Below are 25190 nucleotides of genomic sequence, written 5' to 3'. Positions count from 1 at the left end.
CTGTCGGAAGTTTTTCCGCAGGTCTTCACTTTGGCCCGCGGCGTCCGTGGTCGGCTCAGGCTGCGCCGCGGGGTGCGTCGGGGGGAGCCAGCGGGAGCCACACGCTGAAGGTGCTGCCCTCGCCCAGCACCGACTCGACGCCGATCCGGCCGTGGTGACCGCTGACGACGCGCTCGGTGATCGCCAGGCCGAGGCCGGTGCCCGGGCGTCGGCGCGCCTCGGGGCGCGCCGAGCGGTAGAACGGCTTGAACACCGACTCGAGGTCGCCGGGCGCGATGCCGACCCCGGTGTCGGCACAGGTGAGCAGCACCCCGTCGCGTTGCTCATGGCGCTCGGGGGCGAGCGTGACCCGGACCGCGCCGCCGCTCAGGGTGTACTTCAAGGCGTTGGACAGCAGGTTGGTCACCAGCCGCTGGAGCCCGGCGACCTCGCCGACGATCAGGAGGTCGTCGGTGACGTCCACCTCCAGCTCCACGCCCGAGAGACCGGCGGTGGTCGCCTGGAACTGGCAGCTCTCGCGCACCAGGGCGGAGAAGTCGACGCGCGTGCGTGGCGTCGAGCGCTCGGGGTCGTCGGCGGTGGCCAGCGCCATGAGGTCCTCGATCATGTCCTCGATCCGGCGCGCGGCCCGGTCCATCGCGTGCACCGACTCGTCCCGCAGCTCGGGGTCGGCCTCGTCGGCCAGCAGCTCGAGGTGGGTCCACAGGACGCTGACGGGGTTGCGGAGCTCATGGGCCAGCGTGAACACCATGTCGCGCCGGTAGTCCGCGACGCCCCGCAGCTCGGCGTTGAGCGCCCGCTCGCGCTCCATCAGTCGCGACTCGAGCACCAGACGGGCCAGGTCGCCGGCCACCGTGGTCGCGGCCACGATCTCGGAGGTGGTCCAGCGCGGCTCGCCGATCGCACGTCCCATCGCGAGGGTGCCGAGGTATTCCTCACCCGCGCCGATCGGCACGAGCAGGCCGGAGCCCAGGGAGTGGGTGTCCATGATCCGGGTGAGCGACGGCGGGGTCTCGATGGCGTCCTCGCCCCTGCCCCACGTGTGCTCTCGCTCGACGACGAGGTGCCCGCGCCGCCGCCACTGGCGCCGCATCAGCTCCGAGACGTGGCGTCGCTCGTCCTCCAGCTCGGGGACCTCGGTCGCCTCCGAGATGACGTCGACGGTGTCGACGGCCATCGCCTCGACCATCGCCCGTGACACCTCGGCGAGGAACTGCTCCTCGCCCAGGCCGGGCCGCACGCTCTCGATCGCGCGTCGCGCCTGTGCCACCATGCGCACCTGCTCGCCGTAGAGCTCGCGCTCCACGATGCTGACGACCGCCTCGAGCATCACGCCCGCCTCGGCGTTGATCGCAGCGACGGTCTCGGGGGTCGGGCGCAGGCCCGACAGCGGCTCGTCGAGGTAGATCAGCGCGCGCAGCTCGCCCTCGTCGTTCTCCAGCAGGCGGACCAGCTGGTCGTCGGGGTCCCAGCCGTTGGGCAGGCCCGAGGCCGGGACGTCCGGCTTGTGGCCGTACTGGTCGAGGAAGGTGCGGGTCGTCTCGTCGAGCCGCTCGTTGGGGATGTGCCTCCAGCCGTCGAGGTCGACGCCGAGGGTGAGGATGTGGTCGAGGGCGAGTGGGGACGCCTTGCCGAGCATCTCCTCGCGCGCCGCCTCGTCGCCGGCGATCGCCACGAACTCCAGGAACCCGTCGGAGCGCAGCGCCTCGATGGCCACCACCTTGTGCTCGGTGCGCCGCGCGACGTCCTCGGCGATGGCGTGCAGGACCGCGCGCTGGGCCTCGTTGCCCCACGCCCTCCCGCGTGGGCGCACCCACGCCGCATCGTCGTCACCCACAGCTGCTCCCCGCCCCGTCTGCGCCGGACAGGAGCGACGGTACGCGTGCCGTGGCTGGTCGCGCGGCAACTTCGGAAGGTTCGATGGCGCCTTGGTGACTCGCGGGTAACATACGGGTCATGAAGCGCGACATCTACGACGAGGACCACGAGGCCTTCCGCGCCTCCGTCAAGCAGTTCCTGGACCGCGAGGTCACCCCGCACCTCGAGACCTACGCCGAGCGCCACGGCCTCGACCGCGACTTCTGGCTCGCCGCCGGCAAGCAGGGCTTCCTCGGCCTGGAGATCCCCGAGGAGTTCGGCGGCTCGGAGGCCGGCGACTACCGCTTCAACGCGGTGCTGACCGAGGAGCTCGCCAAGGTCAACATGACGCTGCCCAGCTGCGTCGGCATCCACGCCGACATCACCGTGCCCTACCTGGTGCACCTCACCAACGACGAGCAGCGCGCCCGGTGGCTGCCCAGGGCCGCGAGCGGCGAGCTCGTCACCGCCATCGGCATGACCGAGCCCGGCGGCGGCTCCGACCTGGCCAACCTCAGGACCACCGCCGTGCGCGACGGCGACGACTGGATCATCAACGGGTCCAAGACCTTCATCACCAACGGCGGCTCCGCCGACATCGTGCTCGTCGCGGCGCGCACCAGCCCGGAGAAGAAGGCCAAGGGCATCTCGCTCTTCGCCGTCGACACCACCCTGGAGGGCTTCAGCGTCGGCCGCGTGCTCGACAAGGTCGGCCAGGACGAGTCCGACACCGCCGAGCTCGCCTTCGACAACGTGCGCGTCAGCAACGACGACCTCGTCGGCCCGCTCGACACCGGCTTCATCTCGATGATGCAGTTCCTGCCCCAGGAGCGCCTCGGCTCGGCCATCACCAACCTGGCCCACGCCAAGCAGATCCTCGAGGAGACCATCCAGTACGCCAAGGACCGCCAGGCGTTCGGCCAGCCGATCGGCGCCTTCCAGAACACCCAGTTCCTCCTCGCCGACCTGGTGACCCGCGTCGACGTCACGCAGGCCTTCGTCGACCAGTGCGTGATCGCCCACACCAAGCAGGAGCTGACGCCGGTCGACGCCGCGAAGGCCAAGTGGTGGACCTCGCAGGTCCAGAACGACGTCCTCGACCACTGCGTCCAGGTGCACGGCGGCTACGGCTACATGAACGAGTACCGCGTCGCCCGCGCGTGGCGCGACGCCCGCGTGACGAAGATCTGGGCGGGCTCCAACGAGATCATGAAGATGCTGATCGGGCGCGACCTGGGGCTCTGATGCGGGCCTTCGTCGCCGTCGTCCCGCCGCCGGAGGTGGTCGAGCACCTCGACGCCTTCTTGTCCGTGCGGCGGGAGGCGGCGCCGTTCCGCTGGTCGGGCGTGGAGCAGTGGCACGTGACGCTCGCGTTCACCGAGTCGCTGCCCGACCACGCCCTCGAGGCGCTCGACGACCTGCTGGGCGCCGCCGCGCTGCGCCGGGCGTCGTTCGGGATGCGGGTCACCGGTGGCGGGGCCTTCCCACACGCCGACGGCGCGCACGTCCTCTACGCCGGCCTCGAGCCGGACGACGACGCCGGGCTCGACCGCCTCGCCCAGGCCTGCCGCACGGCCGTCTCCCGCGCCGGCGCTCGCGTCGACGGTCAGCGGTTCCGCCCGCACCTCACCCTCGCGCGGCTCGGGCGGCCGGCCAACGTGACCTCGTGGGTCCGCCTCCTCGACGGCTACGCCGGGCCCCGCTGGCAGGTCGGCGAGGTCGCGCTCATCGCCTCCCACCTCGGGGAGGGCCCGCGCCGACGTCCGCGCCACGAGGTCGTGGGCACGTACACCCTCGCCTGACCCCGACCACTGTCGGACGCTGAGCACAGGCTCACCTTCGTTGCGGCCCGCTGCGCAGGACGCGACGATGGGGTCGTGAGCGAGCGAAGCGAGCGAACCATCGGACACAGTGCCTCATGCGCGCACGGAGCGAAGCGAGTACGTGCATGAGCATGGAGATCGGGACGGACGAAGAGCCGCAGCACTTCCACGACGAGATGGGCAACAACGTCGGGACCCGCCTGAACTGGCTGCGCGCAGCCGTGCTGGGCGCCAACGACGGCATCGTCTCGACCGCCGGCGTCGTGATGGGCGTCGCGGGCGCCACCGACGACAGCGGGGCCATCGTGATCGCGGGCATCGCGGCGCTGACCGCGGGCGCGCTGAGCATGGGGGCCGGCGAGTACGTCTCGGTGAGCACGCAGCGCGACTCCGAGAAGTCCCTGCTCGCCCTCGAGGCCGTCGAGCTGGAGCGGATGCCCCAGACCGAGGAGCGCGAGCTGGCCCGGATGTACGAGGAGAAGGGCCTCTCGCGCGAGACCGCGGAGCGCGTGGCCGCCGAGCTCACCGAGAAGGACGCGCTGCGCGCGCACGCCGACATCGAGTTCGGCATCGACCCCGACAACCTCACCAACCCCTGGCACGCGGCCTGGGCCTCGATGATCGCCTTCACCGTCGGCGCCCTGCTCCCGCTGCTCATCGTGGCGTTCGTGCCCGACAGCGTGCGCATCCTCGTCACGGTGCTCAGCGTCGTCGCGGCGCTCGCCCTCACCGGGTTCGTCAGCGCCCGGATCGGCTACAGCCCCCGCCTGCCCGCGGTGGTCCGCAACGTCTCCGGTGGCCTGCTGGCGATGGGGGTCACCTACCTCATCGGCATGCTCGCGGGCACTACCCTCGGCTGAACCCACCCCGGAGGAGCTCCATGTTCGACATCGTCGCCGGTCTGCCCGTCCACGCACTCGTCGTCCACGCCGTCGTGGTGCTGGGTCCGCTCGCCGCGCTCATGCTGGTGGCGTACGCCGCCCGCCCGGGCTGGCGCACGGGCCTGCGCTGGCCGACCGTGGCGCTGTCGCTGATTGCGGCGGTGTCGGCGTTCGTGGCCACGCAGAGCGGCGAGGCGCTCGAGCACCGCGTCGGCGACCCGGCCTACGAGCACGCCGAGAAGGGCGACCTCGCAGGCATCTCGATGTACGTCCTCGTCGGGGCCGTGGTCCTCGTCGTGTTCGTGCTCGCCCGCGCCGGACAGGCCGCCCGGATGACAGCCGTCACCGTGGTGGTGTCGCTGGCCGCGGCCGCCTTCGCGATCTTCGCGGTCATCGATGCCGGCCACTCCGGTGCCTCGTCGGTCTGGAAGGGCACGATCGCCGGCACGTCGTCCGGCGGTGGCGAGGGCGAGGACGACTGAGCCGACCGGGGCGCCTCAGCCCTGTGCCGGGCCCGTCGAGCCGCGGAGCACCAGCTCGGGTGCGAAGAGGTACTCGCGCGACGCCACCGGGTCGCCGCCGATCGCGTCGGCCAGGGCGGCGACGGCGGTGCTGCCCATGGGTGCGACCGGCTGGCGCACGGTGGTGAGCGGCGGGTCGAGGAAGGCCACGAGCGGTGAGTCGTCGAAGCCGATGACCGACACGTCGCCGGGGACCGCCAGGCCGCGTGCGCGGGCCGCGCGGATCGCACCGATCGCCATCATGTCGGAGCCGCACACGACGGCGGTGGCGCCCTGGGCGAGCAGCTGGTCGGTGGCCGCGGCGCCGCCCTCGACGGAGAAGATCGTCTCCGCGATCCAGCCGCGCGCCTCGTCCTCGGCCTGGCCGAGGTGTCGGCCCAGCGCGGCGACGAAGCCCTCGTGCTTGCGGGCCGACGGCATGAAGCGGGCGGGGCCGATCGCGAGGCCGATCCGGCGGTGCCCGAGGTGGGTCAGGTGCGCGACCGCGAGGTCCATGGCCACCCGGTCGTCGGCGGAGATGAACGGGGCGTCCACGCCCTCGACGTAGCCGTTGATGAACACCACGGGCAGGCCGCGCTCGAGCAGCACCCGGTAGCGGTCGTGGTCGGCGCGGGTGTCGGCGTGCTTGCCGGAGACGAAGATGATGCCGGCCACGCCGTGGTCGAGCAGCGACTCGACGTACTCGTCCTCCGACAGGCTGCCGGGCGACTGCGTGCACAGCACGGGGGTGAAGCGGCGACGGGCGAGGGCGTCCTCGATGACCTGGGCGAACGCGGGGAAGATCGGGTTCTCCAGCTCGGGCACGACGAGGCCCACGAGGCCGGCGCTGCGCTGGCGCAGCTGGGCGGGTCGCTCGTAGCCGAGGACGTCGAGCGCGGTGATGACCGCTTGCTTCGTGCCCTCACTGACACCGGGCTTGGAGTTCAGCACACGGCTGACCGTGGCCTCGCTGACGCCGGCCTCGGTGGCGATCTGGGCCAGGGTTGCCATGGGGGAATGAAAGCAGCCTTGCACAGCGCTTGCAAGGTCTTTCATTTCCTGCATGTTCCTTGCTAGCCTCCGGTGACCACCATCACAGCGCCCGTCTCGGGGCGCGTATCCCTGGGAGAAACAGCATGCGTCGACTCAAGGCCGGCTCCGCCGGTATCGCCGTCGCCGCCCTCGCCCTCACGCTGGCGGCGTGCGGCAGCGACGGCGGGGACACCGACACCACGAGCAACAACGACTCCGAGGCCAACACCGACATGAGCGCCGAGCTCACGTGGTGGGACACCTCGGACCCCGACAACGAGGCACCGGCCTACGACGAGCTGATCAAGAAGTTCAACGAGGAATACCCGGACATCACGATCAAGCACGAGGTCGTCCCCTTCGACCAGACGCAGAACAAGTTCAAGACCGCGGCGGAGGCCGACTCGGGTGCGCCCGACATCCTGCGCGCCGAGGTCGCCTGGACCCCCGAGTTCGCCTCGCTGGGCTACCTCTACGCCCTCGACGGCACCGCCGCACTCGAGAACAACTTCGCCGAGACGCCGCTGTCGAGCAACGTCTACGAGGACAAGACCTACGGCGTCCCGCAGGTCACCGACACCCTCGGCCTGATGTACAACAAGGCGCTGTTCGAGAAGGCCGGCCTGGACCCGGAGAACCCGCCCGCCACGTGGGACGAGGTCCGCGATGCCGCCAAGGCGCTCAAGAGCAAGGCCAAGGTCGACGGCATCTACATCAACTCCGGCGGCTACTTCCTGCTGCCGTTCCTCTACGGCGAGGGTGCTGACCTGGTCAACACCGACGACCAGACCATCACGGTCAACAGCCCCGAGGCCGTCAAGGGCATCGAGACCGCCCAGAGCCTCGTCGAGGACGGCACCGCGGTGAAGCCCACCGCCAACGACCCCTACGGCACGATGATGACCCTGTTCAAGGAGCAGAAGGTCGCCATGATCATCAACGGCCCCTGGGAGGTCGCGGGCATCAGCGACGACCCGAAGTTCGGGGGCATCGACAACCTCGGCGTCGCCCCCGTCCCGGCCGGCAGCGCCGGTCAGGGTGCGCCCGTCGGCGGCCACAACTACGTGGTCTACTCCGGCATGGACGACCAGAAGGCCGAGGCCGCTGCTGCCTTCATCGCCTTCATGAGCTCCGCGGAGTCGGAGGCCTTCATCGCCGACGAGCTCGGCCTGCTGCCCGGCAACGCCGACTCCTACGACATGGTCACCAACGAGCGCGTGGCCCTGTGGGCCGACGCGATGGACGTCGCCCAGCCGCGTCCGTGGATCCCCGAGGGTGGACAGTTCTTCGCCGCGCTCGACACCATGGCGACCGCCGTCCTCATCCAGGACAAGCCCGTCCAGGGCGCCCTCGACGAGGCTGCCGACACCTACAAGAGCGAAGTGGTCCCCGACTACTCGCTCCAGTGACACCCCGCTGACCGCGCAGGGCCGCACCGGATCCTCGGTGCGGCCCTGCGTGGAAGGCGCCCCGCCACGGTTCATCACCGCACGCTCGATCACCCCTGAGAGGCACGACTCCGATGCGCAAGAGCTTCGACAAGCACTGGTACGCGTGGGCCATGGTGCTGCCCACCGTGATCGTGCTCGGGGTGCTGGTCTTCTACCCCCTCCTGCAGGGCGTGTGGCAGTCCTTCACCAACCTCAACGAGTCCAACCAGCGCGCCGAGATCTGCACCAAGATCCTCGGCGGCGCGGTCACCTGCGAGCCCAACCCCGACGCCGCGAAGTTCGTCGGTCTCGACAACTACGTCGACATCCTCACCGGCCAGCAGGGCCACTTCTGGCTGCAGTTCTCCAACACCCTCGTGTGGACGCTGGCCTGCGTCGCCCTCCACTACGGCCTGGGCCTGGGCCTGGCCGTCATGCTCAACCGCAACTTCCGCGGCCGCAGCTTCTACCGCGTCGCCCTCATCCTGCCGTGGGCCGTGCCGTCGTTCGTCGCGGCCTTCGCCTGGCGCTTCATCTTCGACGAGCGCTTCGGCGTGATCAACGGCGTCCTGCGCGCGGTCGGCATCGACCCGGTGTCGTGGTTCGAGCAGCGGTGGACCTCGCTGTTCACCGCGATCGTGGCCAACGTCTGGCTCGGTGTGCCGTTCATGATGGTCGCCCTGCTCGGGGGCCTGCAGTCGATCAACGGCGACCTCTACGAGGCGGCCGAGATGGACGGCGCCACGCCGTGGCAGCGCTTCGTCAACATCACGCTGCCGGGCCTGCGGCCGGTCAGCTCGACGGTGGTCCTGCTCGGCACGATCTGGACCTTCAACATGTTCCCGATCATCTACTTCGTCACCCGCGGCCAGCCGGCCGGCGAGACCGAGATCCTGGTGACCGGCGCCTACCGCGCGGCGTTCGAGGGGATCCGTGACTACTCGCTCGCCGCGACCTACGGCGTGCTGATCCTCTCGATCCTCGTCGTCTACGCCAGTGTCTACAAGCGCCTGCTCGCCAAGCAGGGAGAGGTGTTCTGATGTCCACGATGCCCCCGGCAGCCGTCGCTGCCGACCCGCTGGAGTCCGTGGCCGACACCCGCCCGGTCCGCAACCGACGACGCCGCGAGCGTTCGGTCGGCGCGAGCATCGCGCTCCACGCCACGCTCATTGTCGCCACCTTCTCGGCGCTGTTCCCGATCCTGTGGGTCGTGCTCAGCTCGATCAAGCCGGCCAGCGAGATCCGGCGTACGGAGATCCAGGTCTTCGCCAGCCCCACGCTCGACAACTACCGCCGCCTGCTCACCGAGACCGACTTCCCCACCTGGTTCGTCAACTCGGTGGTCGTCGCGGCGTTCACGATGGTCATCGGCATCGCGATGTCGGCGACCGCGGGCTACGCGCTGAGCCGCTTCAACTTCCCCGGCAAGCGTGGCCTGATGTGGGTCTTCCTGCTGACGCAGATGTTCCCCGTGGCGATCCTGATCGTGCCGATCTACACGATCATGGCCAACCTCGGCCTGATCGACACCAAGCCGTCGCTGGTCATCGCCTACTGCACGGTCGCCGTGCCGTTCTGCGCGTGGATGCTGCGCGGCTACTTCGACACCATCCCGCGTGAGCTCGACGAGGCCGCGGCGCTCGACGGGCTCGGCCCGTTCGGCACCTTCTGGCGCGTCATCCTGCCGCTGGCGCGCCCGGGCCTCGCCGTCACGGCGTTCTACACGTTCCTCACCGCGTGGGGCGAGGTGGCGTACGCCATCGCGTTCATGCAGGGCAGCAACCACTACACGCTGGGTGCGGGGCTGCAGACCTTCGTGCCGCAGTTCAGCCCGCGCTGGGAGCTGCTGACGTCCGGCGCGGTGCTCATCACCCTGCCCGCCGCGATCGTGTTCTTCTTCGCCCAGCGCCACCTCGTGGCCGGCCTGACCGCCGGCGGCACCAAGGGCTGAGCCCGCCCTCGAGGGGGGCTCAGCCCAGGGCGGCGACGATCTCGTTGACCTTGTCCTTGGCGTCGCCGAAGAGCATCTGGGTGTTGTCCTTGAAGAACAGCGGGTTCTGCACGCCGGCGTAGCCGGTGGCCATCGAGCGCTTGAAGACGATGACGTCGCGGGCCTTCCAGACCTCCAGCACCGGCATGCCGGCGATGGGCGAGCCGGGCTCCTCCATCGCGGCGGGGTTGACGGTGTCGTTGGCGCCGATCACGAGGACCACGTCGGTGTCGGGGAAGTCGTCGTTGACCTCGTCCATCTCGAGCACGATGTCGTAGGGCACCTTGGCCTCGGCGAGCAGCACGTTCATGTGGCCGGGCAGGCGGCCGGCGACCGGGTGGATGCCGAAACGTACGTCGACGCCCTTGTCGCGCAGCTTGCGGGTCAGCTCCGCCACGGGGTACTGCGCCTGCGCGACGGCCATGCCGTAGCCGGGCGTGATCACCACCGACGAGGCATCGGCCAGCAGGGCGGCGACCTCGTCGGCCTGGATCTCGCGGTGCTCGCCGTAGTCGCGGTCCTCGGCGGGACCACCGTCGGAGCCGAAGCCGCCGGCGATGACGCTCACGAAGGAGCGGTTCATCGCCCGGCACATGATGTAGCTCAGGATCGCACCCGAAGAGCCGACCAGCGCGCCGGTGATGATGAGCAGGTCGTTGCCGAGCATGAAGCCCGCAGCGGCCGCGGCCCAGCCGGAATAGCTGTTGAGCATCGACACGACGACGGGCATGTCGCCACCGCCGATCGCGGCGACCAGGTGGAAGCCGAGCACGAGCGCGAGCACGGTCATGATCGCCAGCGGCACCATGCCGACCCAGCCGTCGGCCAGCATGAACCAGACCATCAGCACCGCGGAGACGACGAGGATCGCGAGGTTGAGCAGGTGGCGACCGGGCAGCATCATCGGCGCCGAGCTCATCCGGCCCGCGAGCTTGCGGTTGGCCACGACGGAGCCGGTGAAGGTCACCGCTCCGATGAAGACGCCCAGGAACACCTCGGCGTTGTGCACCGCGTCCGACCCCACCCCGAGCTCGTGGAGCGAGGCGACCTCGATGTAGGTGTTGTAGCCGACCAGCACGGCCGCGAGGCCGACGAAGCTGTGCATCATCGCGATGAGCTCGGGCATCCCGGTCATCTCGACGCCGCGGGCCAGGCGGATGCCGATCACGGCACCGACCGAGCCGGCGACCGCGATGATGACGAGCCCCACCACGATCGGGGTCCGGTCGACGACGAGGTCGTCGGTGAGCTGGCGCAGCACCAGCAGCAGCGTGGCGACCAGCGCCAGGCCCATGCCGGCCATGCCGAAGGCGTTGCCCCGTCGCGCCGTCTCGTGCTTGCTGAGCCCGGCGAGGGCGAGGATGAACAGCAGCGCCGACAAGATGTAGGCGCCCGTCACGAACGAGACCACCGGATCAGCCCTTCTGGAACATGTTGAGCATCCGCCGGGTGACGAGGAAGCCACCGAAGACGTTGATGCTGGCGAGCAGGATGGCCACCCCGGCGATCACCTGGACCGCGAGGTTGTCGATCGGGGCCTGGAGGATCGCGCCGACCACGATGATCCCGCTGATGGCGTTGGTGACGCTCATGAGCGGGGTGTGCAGCGCGTGGTGGACGTTGCCGATGACGTAGAAGCCGATGACGACAGCGAGCACGAAGACCGTGAGGCTCGGCAGGAAGCTCGCCGGCGCCAGGGTCGCGAGTGCGAGGAACACGACGGCGGCCAGCCCGACGGCGTACAGCCTGCGCCGGGGGTCGGGCGGTGCGGGCGGCTCCTGCTGCGCGACCTCCGCGGCGGGGGCGCTCGGGGCGGCCGACACCTGCACCGGCGGCGGCGGCCACATCACGTCCCCGTCGCGCGTCACCGCGATGCCGCGCTGGACGACGTCGTCCATGTCGAGGACCAGCGCGCCGTCCTTGCCGGGCGTCAGGAGCTTGAGCAGGTTGACGATGTTGGTGCCGTAGAGCTGGCTGGTCTGCGCGGCGAGGCGCCCGGCGAGGTCGGTGTAGCCGAGCACGGTGACGCCGTTGGCGGTGACGACGCGCTCGTCCTTCACCGTCGCCGCGACGTTGCCGCCGTTGGCGGCGGCCATGTCGACGACGACCGAGCCGGGCTTCATCGCCGCGACCGTCTCCGCGCTCAGCAGCTGCGGCGCGGGGCGGCCGGGGATCAGCGCGGTGGTGATGACGATGTCGGCGGCGCGCGCCTCCTCGTCGTACATCGCGGCGGTGGCGGCCTCCTGCTCGGCCGTCATCTCCTTGGCGTAGCCGTCGGAGGAGACCTCCTGCTCCATCTCGACGGTGACGAACTGCGCGCCCATCGACTCGACCTGCTCGGCCACCTCGGGGCGTACGTCGAAGGCGCGCACGATCGCGCCCAGCGATCCGGCGGCACCGATGGCGGCGAGGCCCGCGACGCCGGCACCGACCACGAAGACCCGCGCGGGCGGGACCTTGCCGGCGGCAGTGACCTGGCCGGTGAAGAGCCGGCCGAACTCGTGGGCCGCCTCGATCACGGCGCGGTAGCCCGCGACGTTGGCCATCGAGGAGAGCACGTCCATCGACTGGGCTCGCGAGATGCGCGGCACCGCGTCCATCGCGAGCGCCGTGACACCGGCGGCGGCCAGCTGCTCGACGAGCTCGGGGCTGCGGGCCGGCGCCATCAGGCTGATGACCGTCGCGCCGCGGCGCATCCGGGCGATCTCGGCCTCGGTGGGGGCGTTGACCTTGACCACCACGTCGCTGGCCCACACGTCGTCGGCACTGCCGACCACGACGCCAGCATCGGCGAAGGCCGCGTCGGGCTGGTCGGCCGCCGCGCCCGCACCGGCCTCGACCACGACCTCGTAGCCGAGGCTCGCAAGCTGCGAGGCCGTCTTCGCCGTGCCTGCGACGAGGGTCTCGCCGGGTCGTGACTCACGTGGGATGCCGATGCGCACTGCTGCCTCCTGGGTGGGGGCTCCGGTCCTGGTCGGGACCAGAGCGGCGTGCGGGCCGGGGCACAAGGTATCGAAACAGGGACCCTTGTCACGGGTGTCTCAGGTGGCGCGTGTCACGTCGCCGCTCACCCGTTGGGGTTGGCCGGTCGACACCGCGGGCGTGTGGCCATGTTGAATGGCAGCAGTACCGGAACCGACGATCAGGAGATCTACGTGAACAAGACCGATCTGCGCGACGCCATCGCGTCGCACGCCGACCTCAGCAACGCCCAGGCCGACAAGGCCCTCGAGGCTGTCATCACCTCCATCACCAGCGCCGTCGCCGGCGGCGACAAGGTGACCGTGCCGGGCTTCGGGACCTTCGAGTCCCGCGAGCGCTCGGCCCGCACCGGCCGCAACCCGCAGACCGGCGAGACGATGGAGATCGCGGCCAGCAAGGCGCCTGCCTTCAAGCCGGCTGCTGCGTTCAAGAACGCCGTCAACAGCTGATCTGACGCACCACGACTCGGCCCCGTGAGGACTCCTCACGGGGCCGAGCTGCGTCCGGGGGCGAGGACGCTGGGATCGGCGCCTTCAAGGACGGCGACTTCGTGCTCCGGGACGTGAACGGACTGGCACTGCTGCCGGCCCAAGGAACGAGGTCCGACTAGGTGTGTCCTTGGCGCCGCCCGTTACCGGATCTGGCGAGATGAGGGCGATGCGCGGGTCCTCAACGACAGGAGGGCGAGACGTTCGGTCCGGGCTCGAACTCAACCTCGATGTCGTCACTCTCGAATCGGGCGCGTGACTGCGAGAGCACAGTCAGCGTTCCCCGCTCGTAATCGTTGAGGTCTTCCTCGTCGCCATCAACCGTGACCGGATGCCACCACTCGCCACCAAGACTGATCGGTTGAACCCCGCAGTGGGCGTACAAGAAGTACTCCACGGACTCATCCGTTGGCGGCAGACGCTGTTGGTACGCCGTCTCCTGAGCGGCCGTCGGCTGGTCTGGCTGCTCTGCGCATGACACGAGCAGGCCGCAGGCGGTGATGAACGCTGCCAGTCGAAGCACGCACGCAGCATGACGCACCACACGGTCCTCTGCGAGCGGTGTGCCGCCACGACTTGAGCCGCAACGAATGTCCGGATCTGCCGCGATCCGTGTAGTCCGCACGGGCGTGCGCAGGACCAGGCAATCGGACGCATCGGGTGTGAGCGGGAGCCGCCTTGCCCCAGGGACGCGCCTGATACCCCGTCAGCTCGTGGCTGGCGAGGTGCAGGGCGGGGTCATGGTCGGTGCTGGCGTGGAATCAGCGGCGGGCCAGGTTCGGGTGGATCGAGCGCGGTGGTGCCGTGCCGGTCGCGTCGGTAGCGGTGGCCGTGGGGCGAGGTCCACTCGAACACTCCGCGCTGAGTCATCCGGTAGCGCCAGGCCGAGTGGGTCTTGAGGCGGTGGTGGGATCGGCAGAGCGCGGCGAGGTTCGAGGTCGTCGTCGGTCCGGGCTGTTCGCGTCCCTCGGCCTCGGCGTCGTGGTCGAACTCGATGACGTGGTCGATGTCGCAGGCCCGGGCGTTGCGGCCGCACCAGGGGAACACGCACGTGCGATCGCGGAGATCCACCTGCTCACGGAGCCGGTCGGGCACGGCGTACGCCGGTGTGGACTCCTCGGTGTTGAGGTCGATGATGGGCTTCACGGTGATCGTGGTCCGGGAGTCGGCGCACCACGACTGCAGCTGACCGAGGAGGAGAAGGCGATGGCGCTCCTCGAGCCGGCCGGTGGGACCGAACACGGTCTGCTCGCCGCTCGTGGTGGCGGCGAAGTGGGCGTGGAGCACGACCTCGCGCGCGGCGGGAAGTCCGTCCTCGGTCGCCTCGCCACCGCCGCCCTGAGCGAACAGGTCGAGCGCGGTCTGGGTCCGGGCCAGCTCACCGAGCGCGACCGCGCGTCGGGCGTCGAGGCACTCAGTCGACCCCAACGCCTTCTGAGTCGCGGCACCTCGGCCTCGACGCGGACGGTGCCGGCGAAGTGCACGTCCTCGTCGTGGATGGTCACGTGGCGCGGGTCGACGTGGAGGTAGCCGTCCTCCGGATCCGAAGCGGGGTCGGCGGCGGCGAGGTCGAACCGCTTGATGGTCTCCGCCACCAGGCGGTCCAGTTGCGCGGTGCCGATCCTCCCGGCGACAGCGGCGACCTGGGCGTCGACGAAGCGGGCCGCGTCCCGTGTGAGTGCAGGCGCCGAGTGGATGGTGGTCTCCGCGACCAGCCGCGCCCGCCAGGCCGGCACGCGCCCCGACTGGACCTGTGCCCACAACCGCGGGAGTCGGTGCCGCAGCTCGAGGGCGTGGCCGATGAGCTTCTTCGCAGCAGTGGTCGAGATGCCGAGCACGGTGCCGAGCTCCGCGATGCAGAACTCCGCGACNGCGGTGCCGCAGCTCGAGGGCGTGGCCGATGAGCTTCTTCGCAGCAGTGGTCGAGATGCCGAGCACGGTGCCGAGCTCCGCGATGCAGAACTCCGCGACCAGCGGGCAGCCGTCTCCTGCGATGGGCTCCTCGTGCTCGCTGCCGGGGACGGTGAACGCGGCCGCGGAGTGGATGGACTCGGGCGGGTGSAGRTCGGCCCACCGGGCGGCGAGGTCGAGCTGTCGSGCGGCTGCGGCATCCTCGRCRGACCGGGCGTCRCGGATCGAGGCGAGCAGRCCGGCGGGGCCGAGGGCGTCTGCCTCAGCCTCTGCTCCGGATCCTGCCAGTGCCTCGATCATGTGATCGATTCTAGTCGTCGCCACCGACAGTCAACCGGGTGAGTGTCGGCGAGGAACGCCTGAGTTCCGGTCAAGCTCGCCGGCTGTGGAGGCAGTGGTCTCGAGGCTCTCTGCGCTCGCACCTCGACCACGCGCGGACCCCTCAGCCCCGCCGCACCATTCGCCGCTCGAGCCCGACGTCCTCAGGCTTCGTCGACCCGTCGAACGCGAAGCCCTGGCGCTCGTAGAACGAGATCGCGCGCTCGTTGCCGTCGAGGACCCAGAGATAGGCGTCGGCCCCGCCGATCGCCTCGGTCAGCAGCGCGAACCCCACCCCCAAGCCGTACGACGACGCCCGCACGTAGAGCCCCATCAGCTCCAGCGGCGGCAGGTCGTCGTCGGGGTCGCGGCCGGTGCCGGTGCTGGAGAACCCGACGAGCCGCTCGTCGTCCCACGCGAGCAGGTTGGCGCTCGAGCCCGCAGCGATGATGGTGGACCAGCTCGCCACCCGCTCCGCCCGGCGCTCGCGCCGCGCGTGGAGGATCACGGGGTCGACGAGCGCACCGTAGGCCTCGTCCCACACGTCGAGGTGCAGGTCGGTGAGGGCCTCGGCGTCCTCGACCCGGGCGGGGAGGACGCGCAGGGTCACCGGCGACCCATCGACTGGGTGAGCCGCAGCACCCGGTTGGGGATGACGGCGGTGAGCGCGCGGACGGCCTTGTACTGCGCGCCGGGGATCGAGTAGGCCCGGCCCTTGTCGAAGTCCTCCAGCGACGTGCGCACGAGGAACTCCACGTCGAGCCACATGAAGCCGTCGCCGCGCTTGACCTCCATCCGCTGGTGGAACTCGGTCTTGGTGAACCCGGGGCACAGCGCCATCACCTTCACTCCGCGCGGGCCGTACTCCATGTGGGCCCACTCGCTGAAGCTGTTGACCCACGCCTTCGCGGCGGAATAGCTGCCGCGGGGCAGGAAGGCGGCGACGCTGGAGACGTTGATGATGCCGCCGTGCCCGCGCGCGGCCATCGCGCCGAGCGCCGCGTGGCTGAGCCGGAGCACCGCGGTGACGAGCACCTCGAGCATCTCGGTCTCCTCGTCGGCGGTGTTGTCGAGGAAGCGCTTCTTCAGCCCGAAGCCGGCGTTGTTGACGAGCAGGTCGACCGGACGGTCCTGGTCGGCGAGGCGGGCCTCGACGCGGGCCAGCGCGGCACGGTCGACGAGGTCGGCGACGAGCACCTCGACCTCGACCTGGTGGGCGCGGCGCAGCTCCTCGGCCACCTGGTCGAGGCGGGCGCCGTCGCGCGCGACGAGCACGAGGTCATGGCCGCGAGCGGCGAGCTGGACGGCGTACTCGTGGCCGATGCCGGCCGTGGCGCCGGTGATGAGGGCGGTGGTGTTCGAGGGGGGCATGGGCCCAGCATTTCAGGACACCGGCAAAGCCCGCGACCCCGTCCGGCACAATGGCCAGCGATGAGCACCCAGAGCCGTGGCCCGGCCCCCGTCACGCTGGCTGTCGCCAACCAGAAGGGCGGCGTCGCCAAGACGACGTCCGTCGCCTCCATCGGCGCCGCGCTGGCCGAGCTGGGGCACCGCGTGCTGCTGGTCGACCTCGACCCGCAGGCGTGCCTCACCTTCTCGCTCGGCATCGATCCCGAGGACCTCGACCTCTCGGTCCACCACGTCCTGACCCAGGGCGTGGACCCGATCGAGGTCATCATCGAGACCGAGGACGGCGTGGACGTCCTGCCCGCCACGATCGAGCTGGCTCGCGCCGAGGCCGACCTGCTCACCCGCACCGGGCGCGAGCACGTCATCAAGAGCGCGCTCGAGCAGCTCGCCGAGGACCTCGACGACTCCGAGGTGGGTGCCTACGACTGGGTGCTGCTCGACTGCCCGCCCTCGCTCGGCGTGCTGACCGTCGCGGCCCTCACCGCCGCCGACGGAGTCCTGATCCCGCTGCAGTGCGAGACGCTGTCGCACCGCGGGGTCGGGCAGCTGCTCGACACCGTCCACGACGTACGCCGCTTCACCAACCGCGGGCTCGAGGTGTGGGGCGTGCTCCCGACGCTCTACGACGGGCGCACCAACCACGCCCGCACCGTGCTCGAGACGATCAGCGAGACCTACGACCTCGAGGTCGTCGAGCCGCCCATCCCCAAGACGATCAAGTTCGCCGAGGCGCCCGCCGCGGGACGCTCGATCCTCGCGACGAGCCGCAGCAACAAGGGCGCCCAGGCCTACCGCGAGGTGGCCAAGAACCTGGTCGCTCGCGCGAGCAGGCCGAAGGCGAGGAAGAAGCCCGCCAAGAAGCCCGCCGAGAACCCCGCCACGAAGGCCGCTGCCCGGAAGGCAGCGGCCCGCTAGGGATCAGCCCTGGCTCGGGCTGTCCTTCACCGGGGAGCCCCCACGGGTGCGGCTCCGGCTGCGGTTGCGACGACGCGGGGCGTCGCCGGTCGCCTTCTCGCGGGAGCCCTCGCGCGAGCCACCGTCACGGCCACCGTCGCGGGAGCCACCGTCGCGCGAGCCACGCTCGCGGGCGGGCCGCTCCTTCTTCTCGACCGGGGCGGGCGGCACGATGCGGCCCTTGGTGCCCTCGGGGATGCCCTGGTCGTGGAAGAGGTGCTCGGAGGTCGAGTACGTCTCCTGCGGCTCGGGGAAGGGCAGCTCGAGCGTCTTGTTGATCATCTTCCAGCGGTGCAGGTCGGCCCAGTCGACGAAGGTGATCGCGATGCCCGAGGCGCCCGCGCGGCCGGTGCGGCCGATGCGGTGGACGTAGGTCTTGTCGTCCTCGGGGCAGGTGTAGTTGATGACGTGGGAGACCCCGCGCACGTCGATGCCGCGGGCGGCGACGTCGGTGGCGACGAGCACGCGGATCTTGTCCTCACGGAACTTGGCGAGCGCCTTCTCGCGCGCGACCTGGGCCATGTCGCCGTGCAGCGGGGAGGCGCTGAAGCCGCGCTCGGCGAGGTCGTCGGCGACCCGCTGCGCCTGACGCTTGGTGCGCGTGAAGACGATGATCTTCTCCGCGTCCTCGGCCTGCAGGACGCGGCCGATGATCTCGGGCTTGTCGAGGTCGTGGGCCTGGTAGATGAACTGCGCGGTCGCCGGCACCATCGTGGTGTCGTAGGACGACTCGGCGCGGATGTTCATCGGGTGGCGCATGTGGGTGCGGGCCAGCGCGACGATCGCGGAGGGCATGGTCGCCGAGAACAGCATCGTCTGGCGGGTCTCGGGGGTCTTCGACAGCAGCGTGATGACGTCGGGCAGGAAGCCGAGGTCGAGCATCTCGTCGGCCTCGTCGAGCACGAGCGCGTGCACGTGCGAGAGGTCGAGGGCGCGACGGTTGGCCAGGTCGATGAGGCGACCGGGCGTGCCGACGACGATGTCGACGCCGGACTCGAGGGCCTCGAGCTGGGTGTCGTAGCCGACGCCGCCGTAGACGGTGAGCACGCGCAGGCCCATGTCCTTGCTGGCCAGGTGCAGGTCGTTGGAGACCTGGAGCGCGAGCTCGCGGGTCGGGGCCACGATGAGCGCCTGCGGCTTGCCCTGCGGGAGGTCGGCGTAGGCCGGGTTGGTCGGCGCGATCGAGCGCTGCAGGACCGGGATGCCGAAGGCGAGGGTCTTGCCGGTGCCGGTGCGGGCCTGGCCGATGAGGTCGGTGCCGAGCAGGGCGACCGAGAGGGTCATCTCCTGGATGGCGAAGGGGGTGGTGATGCCGGCGCGCTCGAGCGCGTCGCAGATCTCGGGCAGCACGCCCAGTTCACGGAAGGTGGTCACGAAGAGGTGTCGCTCTCTGATGAGTCGGGTTGTCCCACGCGTATGCGGTCAGCCCACTCGAGAGCCCCTCGGGGCTAGTGACGACCGCGCACATACAGGCGGCCACCGGCGGATGGTCGGCGGCTCGGTCACCATGATGGTATCGCTAGGCTGCGAACATGACGGAATCGCCCGACGAGGACTACCGCCGCGCCGCAGTCGACCTCCTCGGAGCCATCGCCTACGGCGAGCTGTCGGCCTTCGAGCGACTCGTCGAGGACGCCAAGCTGGCACCGGGGATCGACGACAAGATCGCCATCTGTGCGATGGCCACCGCGGAGTTCGCCCACCTGAAGAAGCTCGTCGGGCGCCTCGAGGAGCTCGGCGCCGACCCGGGTGAGGCGATGCAGGCCTTTCGTGAGAGCTTCGACGGCTTCCACGCCCACACCGCGCCCTCGGACTACTACGAGGGCCTGATCAAGGCCTACGTCGGCGACGGCCTCGCCGCCGACTTCTACCGCGAGATCGCGGCCTACCTCGACGCCGAGACCCGCGAGGTCATCATCGCCTCGCTCGAGGACTCCGGCCAGACCGCCTTCATCGTCGAGCGCGTGCGCGCCGGGATCGCCGCCGACCACCGCCTCGGTGGCCGGCTGGCGCTGTGGGGCCGTCGTCTCATGGGCGAGGCGCTCACCCAGGCCCAGCGGGTGGCGGGCGACCGCGACTCGCTCACCGCGCTGCTGGCCGGGGGAGTGGACCGCCCCGGGCTCGACCTCGCGGCGCTCGGGCGGATGTTCACCCGCCTCACCGAGCTGCACGCTGCCCGCATGGCCCGGCTCGGGCTCGACGCCTGACGCCGTACGCGACGAGGCCCCGCAACCGTCTCGGTTGCGGGGCCTGGTGCCGTGCGGGTGTCAGACCCGGGTGCGGTTCCCGGTGTTGCGGCCGGTGACCGTCGAGGCGATGACCACCAGGACGGCGGACACGATGATCGCGACGATCCAGCGGACCCAGTCGACTCCGCCGGACCCGTTCCCGCCGAACAGCGAGTAGACCCAGTAGCCGATGAGGACACCGCCGATGCCGCACAGGATCGTGAGCCAGATCGGGATGTTGTCCTTGTCGCCCGGCGCGACCAGCTTGCCGAGCAAGCCAATGATCGCACCGACGATGATCAGGACGATGAGGTCTACGACCATGATGGGCCACCTTTCTTTCCCGCGCCCTCGCGGACGGGGTGTCGGCATGGTGCCGACAGGCTCATGATGTCGCTCGCACGACCTGCGAGCAAACACCGCGCGCCCGGAAGGGTGAGCGTGTCAATGACCCGTTCGGGCCATCGCGCAACCGGCCCTCAGCGGAAGCCGACGGCGCCGGACGTGGGCGAGCCGAGCTCGACGTAGGCGATCTTGGCGGCCGGCACGACGACGGTGCGGCCCTTGACGTCGCTGAGGCGCAGGACGCCGTCGCCGGAGAGCGCCTCGGCCAGGCGGGCCTCGATGTCCTCGGGCGTGCTGTCGGTGTCGAGCACCAGCTCGCGCTGGGCGTGCTGCACGCCGATCTTGACCTCCACGTGATGCTCCTTCAGTCGTGTCTGGGGGTGTCGACCCGAGTGTGCCGGGTCGGTGGTCGTCGACTCAGTGGTCGTCGGTCATCGGGTAGCCGCGGATCCCGCGCCAGGCCAGGCCGGCGATCAGGGCGGCCGCGTCGTCCTGGGAGATGCTGCCGCCGCCCGCGAGCCAGAACCGCGCCGAGACCTGCGCCATTCCCACCAGCGACACCGCGAGCAGCTCGGAGGCCTCGTCGGGCAGGCCGGTGTCGGTGCGGATCACGTCGGCGATCATCGAGGCGCACTCGACGGTGACCCGGTCCACCCGCTCGCGCACGTCGGGCTCGCTGGTGAGGTCGGACTCGAAGACGAGGCGGAACGCACCCTCCTCCGAGGCGACGTAGCTGTAGAAGACCTTCATCGTCGCCGCGACCCGGTCCTTGTTGTCCGTCGTCGAGGCCAGCGCCTCGCGGCAGCCGTCGATGATCGTGTCGCAGGAGGTGTCGAGCAGCGCGAGGTAGAGGTCGAGCTTGCCGGGGAAGTGCTGGTAGAGCACCGGCTTGGAGACGCCCGCGCGATCGGCGATGTCGTCCATCGCGGCCGCGTGGTAGCCCTGGGCGACGAAGACCTCGAGGGCCGACTCGAGCAGCTGCACCCGACGTTCGCGACGCGGCATCCGTCCGCCGCGCGGTCGCGGTGCGTCGGTGTCGGTGTCGGTGCCGCCTACGGTCACGTCGTGCTCCTGGTGCTGCGAGGTGGTGCTCCGGGATGGTGCTACGGGATGGTGCTGCGGGACGGATACTCCTGAGTAGTCCGGGGCGAGCCTATCGGCCCCCCGCGACGCGGAGAGGGACCCCGGTCGTCCGGGGTCCCTCCCTGCGTGTCGGTGTCGCGTGTCGTGCTGGTGCGACCTCAGGTCACGGGTTGACCACCCGCACGCCGAGGAAGCCGCCGTTGTCCGCCGTCACCGTCGCGGTGACGCCGCGCCCGGCGACCTTGACCGAGTTCTGCGGGTTGGCCGAGGACCAGTAGCGCAGCGGGTCGGAGTCGTCGAACGTCGGCTGCTGGGCACGGGCCGGGGCGCAGGCCGCCACGGACTGCACGGCCTGGTTCTTGCCGTTGCCCACCAGGACCTCCTTGTGCAGGCACAGCTCCGGGTTGGAGCCGAGCCCGAACGTGGCGTCGAACCCCTGGCGCCGGTTGGAGGGACGCGTGCCGTCCGGGTAGGCGAACGGGGTCGCGAAGGAGTCGACCGGGAGGGCCGCACCGCCGCCGGGGTGCGCGGAGGTGTTGTTGTCGGCGTAGGCGTCGTCCACCAGCCACACGAGCATGCCCGCGCGGTAGGGGAAGAACTCCACCTTGTTGGGCGCGGTGTAGGCGCTGGTGAAGTTGTACGGGCCCTCGGCCAGGGTCTGGTCGAAGCCGACGTACTGGCGGTTCTCGATGAGGTAGTAGCGCTGGGTGATGTCGGACTCGGTGCCGGTGGAGATCTTCCAGCCCGAGGCGGTCCAGCCGTTGGCGCCGTTCTCGGCGCCGTCGGTGAAGCCGCCGACGGTGATCTTGTCGAGGAACGCGCCGGCCTCGTTGACGCCGCCGTCGGTCTGGTAGCGGAAGCGGAACAGGCTGGCCGCGCCGCCGGCGGGGCTGTAGCTGTACCGCAGCGTCTTCCAGCGACCGCCCGAGCTGCCGTCGACGGGCGAGCCCACCTTGGTCCAGCTCTGGCCGCCGTCGGTGGAGTACTCGGCGTAGAGGTAGTCGTAGCCGGCCTCGATGGCGTACCAGGCGCTGGTGGTGACGTCGACCTTCGCGGCCGCGGGCACCGAGCGGGTCAGGGTGTTGTTGAGGCCGTCACCGCGTCCGGACCACCAGGCCTTCGTGCCCTCCGGCGGAGTGGTGTACGCCGTGCTGACCTGCTTGTCGGGCAGGTTGACCTTGATGGCCTGGTCACCCTCGTTGGTCTTGGTCTTCGGGTCGTCGTAGGTGTTCTGCGACGGGCCGAGGGTGGTCGTGGCGCTCTGGCCGGGGTTGACCACCGAGTAGTCGAGCCAGCCGAGCTCGAGCTTCTCCTCCGGGCCCATCAGGCCCGGGGTGGTGCCGATGGCGTTGTCGGCCGGGCCGTGGCCGAGCCACGATCCCGAGGACATGAGGGTCCAGAACGCGGTGCCGTTGTCGCCGCCGGCGGTGTCGTAGTAGTCGGGCAGGCCGAGGTCGTGGCCGAACTCGTGGGCGAAGACGCCGAGCCCGCCGTTCTCCGGCTCGACGGTGTAGTCGCCGATCCACAGGTTCGAGGAGCCGATCCGCGTGCCGCCCAGCTTGTTCTGGGTGCCGCCGACGGTGGGCCCGGTCGTGCCGTAGTCGTCGCCGTTGACGTACCACCGGTGCGACCAGATGGCGTCGGGGGACGCGCCGGCCTCCTCGCCCTCGCCGGCGTGCACGGCCTGGAAGTGGTCGATGTAGCCGTCGGCCTCGGTGAAGTTGCCGTCGTTGTCCCAGTCGTAGCGGTCCCAGGTGTCGAGGGACGCGAGGTAGGTGTTGACCTCGGCCGGGCTCTTGCCCGCGGCGATCTGGGCGTCGTACCACGCGTTGACGGTGTCGGCGATGAAGGCCCACGAGCCGCCGGCGTCCTCGACGGCGTTGGCGCCGTAGGTCGCCTGGGTGCCGGGCACCGAGACCCAGTCCTCGACGGTGTTGGTGACCGAGTAGCGGCCCGAGGACAGCTTCTCGTAGTAGGTCTTCATCGACTCGCCGGAGCCGTTGAACAGCTCCTCGTAGTGGGGGACCTCGAAGTCGGGCTCCCAGTAGGTCGAGTTGTCCACCGCGCGGTCCGGCTCGGAGATCTGGCCGTGCTGGACGTCGGAGAAGTCCGAGAGCACCGTCCAGATCTTGTCCTGCTTGCCGACCGGGAACTCGTAGAACGTCGGGGTGTCGGACCCCGGCTTGAGGTTGACGGTCGCGCCGCCGCGCTCGCGCGTGACCAGGCGGTCGGGGTTGCGGTCGAGCAGGGCGAGCGCCTTGTCGCGGCGCTGCTCCTGCCGCCCGGTCAGCGGGCCGGGCCGGTTGTCGGGGCGGTGCGTGGAGCCCGCGGAGTCGCGGGGGGAGTCGTTCGTGGGTGAGGCCACGGCGGGGGACAGGGCGGTGAGCCCCAGCGCCAGCGTGGCGGTTCCGGCGAGGACGCCGGGTACCAGCTTCTTCACGGGTGTTGTTCTCCAGCTTCCGAGAGTCGTGGCGGCACCTGCGCCCCCCAGGGATTGACCAGGTCGCCTGGCCCTCCGGGTGCTGCCCACGCGTTACTTCACTTCACCGGAGGTGGTCCTGGCAAGGATCTGCGGTGAAATCGTGGGATTTCGCGAGATCGTCCGCCGGCCGGCAGAGCCCCGGGGTCGCCGAGTCCGGATGCCGGGACGTCGTACGCCGCCTCACGGCGCGGCAGGGAACATGGACGCGGTCCCGATGGTTGTCCCGGGACCAGGCCGTCACCCGAAGGAGTCACTGTGTCGTACCCCGCGCTCGTCGAGCCGGCAGCCGAGCTCACCACCGACGAGGTGCGCCGCTACAGCCGCCACCTGATCATCCCCGACGTGGGGATGAGCGGGCAGAAGCGCCTGAAGAACGCCAAGGTGCTCGTGATCGGCGCCGGCGGCCTCGGCTCGCCCGCCCTGCTCTACCTCGCCGCGGCCGGCGTCGGCACGATCGGCATCGCCGAGTTCGACGAGGTCGACGAGTCCAACCTGCAGCGCCAGGTCATCCACGGCATGTCGGACATCGGCCGGCCCAAGGCGGTCTCGGCCCAGGAGTCCATCGCCGAGGTCAACCCGCTCGTCGACGTGGTGGTGCACAACGAGCGCCTCGACAACGACAACGTCATGGGCATCTTCGAGGGCTACGACCTGATCGTCGACGGCACCGACAACTTCGCCACCCGCTACATGGTCAACGACGCGGCCTACTTCCTGAAGATCCCCTACGTCTGGGGCTCGATCTACCGCTTCGACGGCCAGGCCTCGGTCTTCGCGCCGTCGATGGCCGACGACGCGCCGTGCTACCGCTGCCTCTACCCCGAGCCCCCGCCGCCGGGCATGGTGCCGAGCTGCGCCGAGGGCGGCGTGCTCGGCGTGCTCTGCGCCAGCATCGGCTCGATCCAGGTCAACGAGGCGATCAAGCTGCTGACCGGCATCGGCGACCCCGCCATCGGCAAGCTCGTGATCTACGACGCCCTCGAGCTGGAGTGGCGCAAGCTCAAGGTGCGCAAGGACCCCAACTGCGCGCTGTGCGGCGAGAACGCGACCGTCACCGGCCTCATCGACTACGACGCCTTCTGCGGCGCGGTCTCCGACGAGGCCGCCGAGGCAGCCGCCGGGTCGACGATCTCGGTCACCCAGCTCGAGCAGATGCTCAAGGAGCGCGAGGCTGGCGAGCGCGACTTCACCCTCATCGACGTCCGCGAGCCCAACGAGTTCGAGATCAACCGCATCCCGGGCGCGGTGCTGGTGCCCAAGGGCGAGTTCCTCAACGGCAACGCCCTGGGCGACCTGCCCGCCGACAAGCCGATCGTGCTGCACTGCAAGTCGGGCGTGCGCTCGGCCGAGGTGCTCGCGATCGTCAAGGGTGCGGGCTACGCCGACGCCGTCCACGTGGGCGGCGGCGTGGTCGCCTGGGTCAGCCAGATCGACCCCAGCCAGCCGGCGTACTGATCGCGTAACCGGGCCTCAGGG

The 25190-nt window shown here is 70.4% G+C and carries 24 protein-coding genes and 1 pseudogene; 11 read left to right on the top strand and 14 right to left on the bottom strand.

The features are described 5' to 3' along the window. Positions 1–55 precede the first annotated feature (55 nt). Positions 56–1837 (bottom strand): sensor histidine kinase, encoded by a 1782-nt coding sequence (locus tag ASG76_RS07305; protein WP_056601823.1) that lies wholly within the window; start codon positions 1835–1837, stop codon positions 56–58. A gap of 119 nt (positions 1838–1956) precedes the next feature. On the opposite strand from ASG76_RS07305, the gene ASG76_RS07300 reads away from it, so the two are divergent. The 4 genes from ASG76_RS07300 (at position 1957) to ASG76_RS07285 (ending at position 5043) form a co-directional block, all read left to right on the top strand. Beyond that, positions 1957–3102 carry an acyl-CoA dehydrogenase family protein gene (locus tag ASG76_RS07300; protein WP_056601822.1) on the top strand — a complete coding sequence of 382 codons (1146 nt, stop codon included), beginning with the start codon at positions 1957–1959 and terminating at the stop codon, positions 3100–3102. Further along, a complete protein-coding gene (gene thpR, locus ASG76_RS07295; RefSeq protein ID WP_056601821.1) occupies positions 3102–3659 on the top strand; it encodes an RNA 2',3'-cyclic phosphodiesterase in 558 nt (185 codons plus the stop codon). Before ASG76_RS07300 ends, thpR begins: the two co-directional genes overlap by 1 nt. A gap of 152 nt (positions 3660–3811) precedes the next feature. Continuing rightward, a complete protein-coding gene (locus ASG76_RS07290; RefSeq protein ID WP_056601820.1) occupies positions 3812–4540 on the top strand; it encodes a VIT family protein in 729 nt (242 codons plus the stop codon). 20 nt (positions 4541–4560) lie between these two features. After that, entirely contained in the window at positions 4561–5043 is a 483-nt protein-coding gene (locus ASG76_RS07285; RefSeq protein ID WP_056601819.1) for a DUF2231 domain-containing protein, read from the top strand. Between the two features lie 15 nt (positions 5044–5058). Here ASG76_RS07285 and ASG76_RS07280 read toward each other — a convergent pair whose 3' ends face one another. After that, entirely contained in the window at positions 5059–6072 is a 1014-nt protein-coding gene (locus ASG76_RS07280) for a LacI family DNA-binding transcriptional regulator (protein ID WP_056601818.1), read from the bottom strand. 125 nt (positions 6073–6197) lie between these two features. On the opposite strand from ASG76_RS07280, the gene ASG76_RS07275 reads away from it, so the two are divergent. The 3 genes from ASG76_RS07275 (at position 6198) to ASG76_RS07265 (ending at position 9474) form a co-directional block, all read left to right on the top strand. Further along, positions 6198–7502: an extracellular solute-binding protein gene (locus tag ASG76_RS07275; protein WP_056601817.1), complete on the top strand. Its 1305-nt coding sequence runs from the start codon at positions 6198–6200 to the stop codon at positions 7500–7502. Positions 7503–7615: 113 nt separating this feature from the next. After that, on the top strand, positions 7616–8563 hold the full coding sequence (locus ASG76_RS07270; RefSeq protein ID WP_200948096.1) for a carbohydrate ABC transporter permease: 948 nt from the start codon (positions 7616–7618) through the stop codon (positions 8561–8563). Beyond that, positions 8563–9474, top strand: a complete 912-nt coding sequence (locus ASG76_RS07265) for a sugar ABC transporter permease (RefSeq protein WP_056601815.1) — start codon at positions 8563–8565, stop codon at positions 9472–9474. Before ASG76_RS07270 ends, ASG76_RS07265 begins: the two co-directional genes overlap by 1 nt. A 19-nt stretch (positions 9475–9493) precedes the next feature. Here ASG76_RS07265 and pntB read toward each other — a convergent pair whose 3' ends face one another. After that, positions 9494–10924: a Re/Si-specific NAD(P)(+) transhydrogenase subunit beta gene (gene pntB / locus ASG76_RS07260; protein WP_056601814.1), complete on the bottom strand. Its 1431-nt coding sequence runs from the start codon at positions 10922–10924 to the stop codon at positions 9494–9496. Between the two features lie 4 nt (positions 10925–10928). Further along, positions 10929–12455 carry a Re/Si-specific NAD(P)(+) transhydrogenase subunit alpha gene (locus tag ASG76_RS07255; protein ID WP_056601813.1) on the bottom strand — a complete coding sequence of 509 codons (1527 nt, stop codon included), beginning with the start codon at positions 12453–12455 and terminating at the stop codon, positions 10929–10931. Positions 12456–12668: 213 nt separating this feature from the next. Here ASG76_RS07255 and ASG76_RS07250 point away from each other — a divergent pair, with 213 nt between their 5' ends. Further along, positions 12669–12944, top strand: a complete 276-nt coding sequence (locus ASG76_RS07250) for an HU family DNA-binding protein (protein WP_056601812.1) — start codon at positions 12669–12671, stop codon at positions 12942–12944. A 220-nt stretch (positions 12945–13164) separates the two neighbouring features. Here ASG76_RS07250 and ASG76_RS07245 read toward each other — a convergent pair whose 3' ends face one another. The 5 genes and pseudogenes from ASG76_RS07245 to ASG76_RS07225 all read right to left on the bottom strand — a co-directional run bounded on the left by ASG76_RS07245 (position 13165) and on the right by ASG76_RS07225 (position 16583). Next, a complete protein-coding gene (locus ASG76_RS07245) occupies positions 13165–13506 on the bottom strand; it encodes a hypothetical protein (protein WP_056601811.1) in 342 nt (113 codons plus the stop codon). Between the two features lie 215 nt (positions 13507–13721). After that, positions 13722–14411: an HNH endonuclease signature motif containing protein gene (locus tag ASG76_RS19590; RefSeq protein WP_056601810.1), complete on the bottom strand. Its 690-nt coding sequence runs from the start codon at positions 14409–14411 to the stop codon at positions 13722–13724. A 444-nt stretch (positions 14412–14855) separates the two neighbouring features. Beyond that, positions 14856–15194 (bottom strand): annotated as a pseudogene (locus tag ASG76_RS19585) (hypothetical protein); the annotation flags it as partial. 142 nt (positions 15195–15336) lie between these two features. Continuing rightward, a complete protein-coding gene (locus ASG76_RS07230; RefSeq protein ID WP_056601808.1) occupies positions 15337–15822 on the bottom strand; it encodes a GNAT family N-acetyltransferase in 486 nt (161 codons plus the stop codon). Further along, positions 15819–16583: an SDR family NAD(P)-dependent oxidoreductase gene (locus ASG76_RS07225; protein ID WP_056601807.1), complete on the bottom strand. Its 765-nt coding sequence runs from the start codon at positions 16581–16583 to the stop codon at positions 15819–15821. Before ASG76_RS07225 ends, ASG76_RS07230 begins: the two co-directional genes overlap by 4 nt. A 60-nt stretch (positions 16584–16643) precedes the next feature. On the opposite strand from ASG76_RS07225, the gene ASG76_RS07220 reads away from it, so the two are divergent. After that, positions 16644–17537 (top strand): ParA family protein, encoded by an 894-nt coding sequence (locus ASG76_RS07220; RefSeq protein WP_056601806.1) that lies wholly within the window; start codon positions 16644–16646, stop codon positions 17535–17537. Positions 17538–17540: 3 nt separating this feature from the next. Here ASG76_RS07220 and ASG76_RS07215 read toward each other — a convergent pair whose 3' ends face one another. Further along, positions 17541–18950 carry a DEAD/DEAH box helicase gene (locus ASG76_RS07215; RefSeq protein WP_235529442.1) on the bottom strand — a complete coding sequence of 470 codons (1410 nt, stop codon included), beginning with the start codon at positions 18948–18950 and terminating at the stop codon, positions 17541–17543. 158 nt (positions 18951–19108) lie between these two features. Between ASG76_RS07215 and ASG76_RS07210 the strand changes: the two genes are divergently transcribed. After that, positions 19109–19783: a ferritin-like fold-containing protein gene (locus tag ASG76_RS07210; RefSeq protein ID WP_056601805.1), complete on the top strand. Its 675-nt coding sequence runs from the start codon at positions 19109–19111 to the stop codon at positions 19781–19783. 60 nt (positions 19784–19843) lie between these two features. On the opposite strand, the gene ASG76_RS07205 is transcribed toward ASG76_RS07210, so the two are convergent. The 4 genes from ASG76_RS07205 to ASG76_RS07190 all read right to left on the bottom strand — a co-directional run bounded on the left by ASG76_RS07205 (position 19844) and on the right by ASG76_RS07190 (position 23672). Then, positions 19844–20128 (bottom strand): GlsB/YeaQ/YmgE family stress response membrane protein, encoded by a 285-nt coding sequence (locus tag ASG76_RS07205; RefSeq protein ID WP_056601804.1) that lies wholly within the window; start codon positions 20126–20128, stop codon positions 19844–19846. 155 nt (positions 20129–20283) lie between these two features. Beyond that, on the bottom strand, positions 20284–20502 hold the full coding sequence (locus ASG76_RS07200) for a DUF3107 domain-containing protein (protein ID WP_056601803.1): 219 nt from the start codon (positions 20500–20502) through the stop codon (positions 20284–20286). A gap of 64 nt (positions 20503–20566) precedes the next feature. Beyond that, complete coding sequence (locus ASG76_RS07195; RefSeq protein ID WP_056602278.1) at positions 20567–21154, bottom strand: TetR/AcrR family transcriptional regulator; 588 nt, start codon at positions 21152–21154, stop codon at positions 20567–20569. Positions 21155–21395: 241 nt separating this feature from the next. Next, a complete protein-coding gene (locus ASG76_RS07190; RefSeq protein ID WP_056601802.1) occupies positions 21396–23672 on the bottom strand; it encodes an immune inhibitor A domain-containing protein in 2277 nt (758 codons plus the stop codon). 297 nt (positions 23673–23969) lie between these two features. Between ASG76_RS07190 and moeZ the strand changes: the two genes are divergently transcribed. Further along, on the top strand, positions 23970–25169 hold the full coding sequence (gene moeZ / locus ASG76_RS07185) for an adenylyltransferase/sulfurtransferase MoeZ (RefSeq protein ID WP_056601801.1): 1200 nt from the start codon (positions 23970–23972) through the stop codon (positions 25167–25169). The last annotated feature ends 21 nt before the right edge of the window (positions 25170–25190 follow it).

Source organism: Nocardioides sp. Soil774, assembly GCF_001428125.1.
Taxonomy (GTDB): Bacteria; Actinomycetota; Actinomycetes; order Propionibacteriales; family Nocardioidaceae; genus Nocardioides.
This window is presented reverse-complemented; position numbering and strand designations above follow the sequence as displayed.

Bases quoted from the DNA above. Each gene is read 5' to 3' on its own strand.
- ASG76_RS07300 (WP_056601822.1), top strand. From the start codon at position 1,957: ATGAAGCGCGACATCTACGACGAGGACCACGAGGCCTTCCGCGCCTCC.
- thpR (WP_056601821.1), top strand. From the start codon at position 3,102: ATGCGGGCCTTCGTCGCCGTCGTCCCGCCGCCGGAGGTGGTCGAGCAC.
- ASG76_RS07290 (WP_056601820.1), top strand. From the start codon at position 3,812: ATGGAGATCGGGACGGACGAAGAGCCGCAGCACTTCCACGACGAGATG.
- ASG76_RS07285 (WP_056601819.1), top strand. From the start codon at position 4,561: ATGTTCGACATCGTCGCCGGTCTGCCCGTCCACGCACTCGTCGTCCAC.
- ASG76_RS07280 (WP_056601818.1), bottom strand. From the start codon at position 6,072: ATGGCAACCCTGGCCCAGATCGCCACCGAGGCCGGCGTCAGCGAGGCC.
- ASG76_RS07275 (WP_056601817.1), top strand. From the start codon at position 6,198: ATGCGTCGACTCAAGGCCGGCTCCGCCGGTATCGCCGTCGCCGCCCTC.
- ASG76_RS07270 (WP_200948096.1), top strand. From the start codon at position 7,616: ATGCGCAAGAGCTTCGACAAGCACTGGTACGCGTGGGCCATGGTGCTG.
- ASG76_RS07265 (WP_056601815.1), top strand. From the start codon at position 8,563: ATGTCCACGATGCCCCCGGCAGCCGTCGCTGCCGACCCGCTGGAGTCC.
- ASG76_RS07225 (WP_056601807.1), bottom strand. From the start codon at position 16,583: ATGCCCCCCTCGAACACCACCGCCCTCATCACCGGCGCCACGGCCGGC.
- ASG76_RS07220 (WP_056601806.1), top strand. From the start codon at position 16,644: ATGAGCACCCAGAGCCGTGGCCCGGCCCCCGTCACGCTGGCTGTCGCC.
- ASG76_RS07210 (WP_056601805.1), top strand. From the start codon at position 19,109: ATGACGGAATCGCCCGACGAGGACTACCGCCGCGCCGCAGTCGACCTC.
- ASG76_RS07205 (WP_056601804.1), bottom strand. From the start codon at position 20,128: ATGGTCGTAGACCTCATCGTCCTGATCATCGTCGGTGCGATCATTGGC.
- ASG76_RS07195 (WP_056602278.1), bottom strand. From the start codon at position 21,154: ATGCCGCGTCGCGAACGTCGGGTGCAGCTGCTCGAGTCGGCCCTCGAG.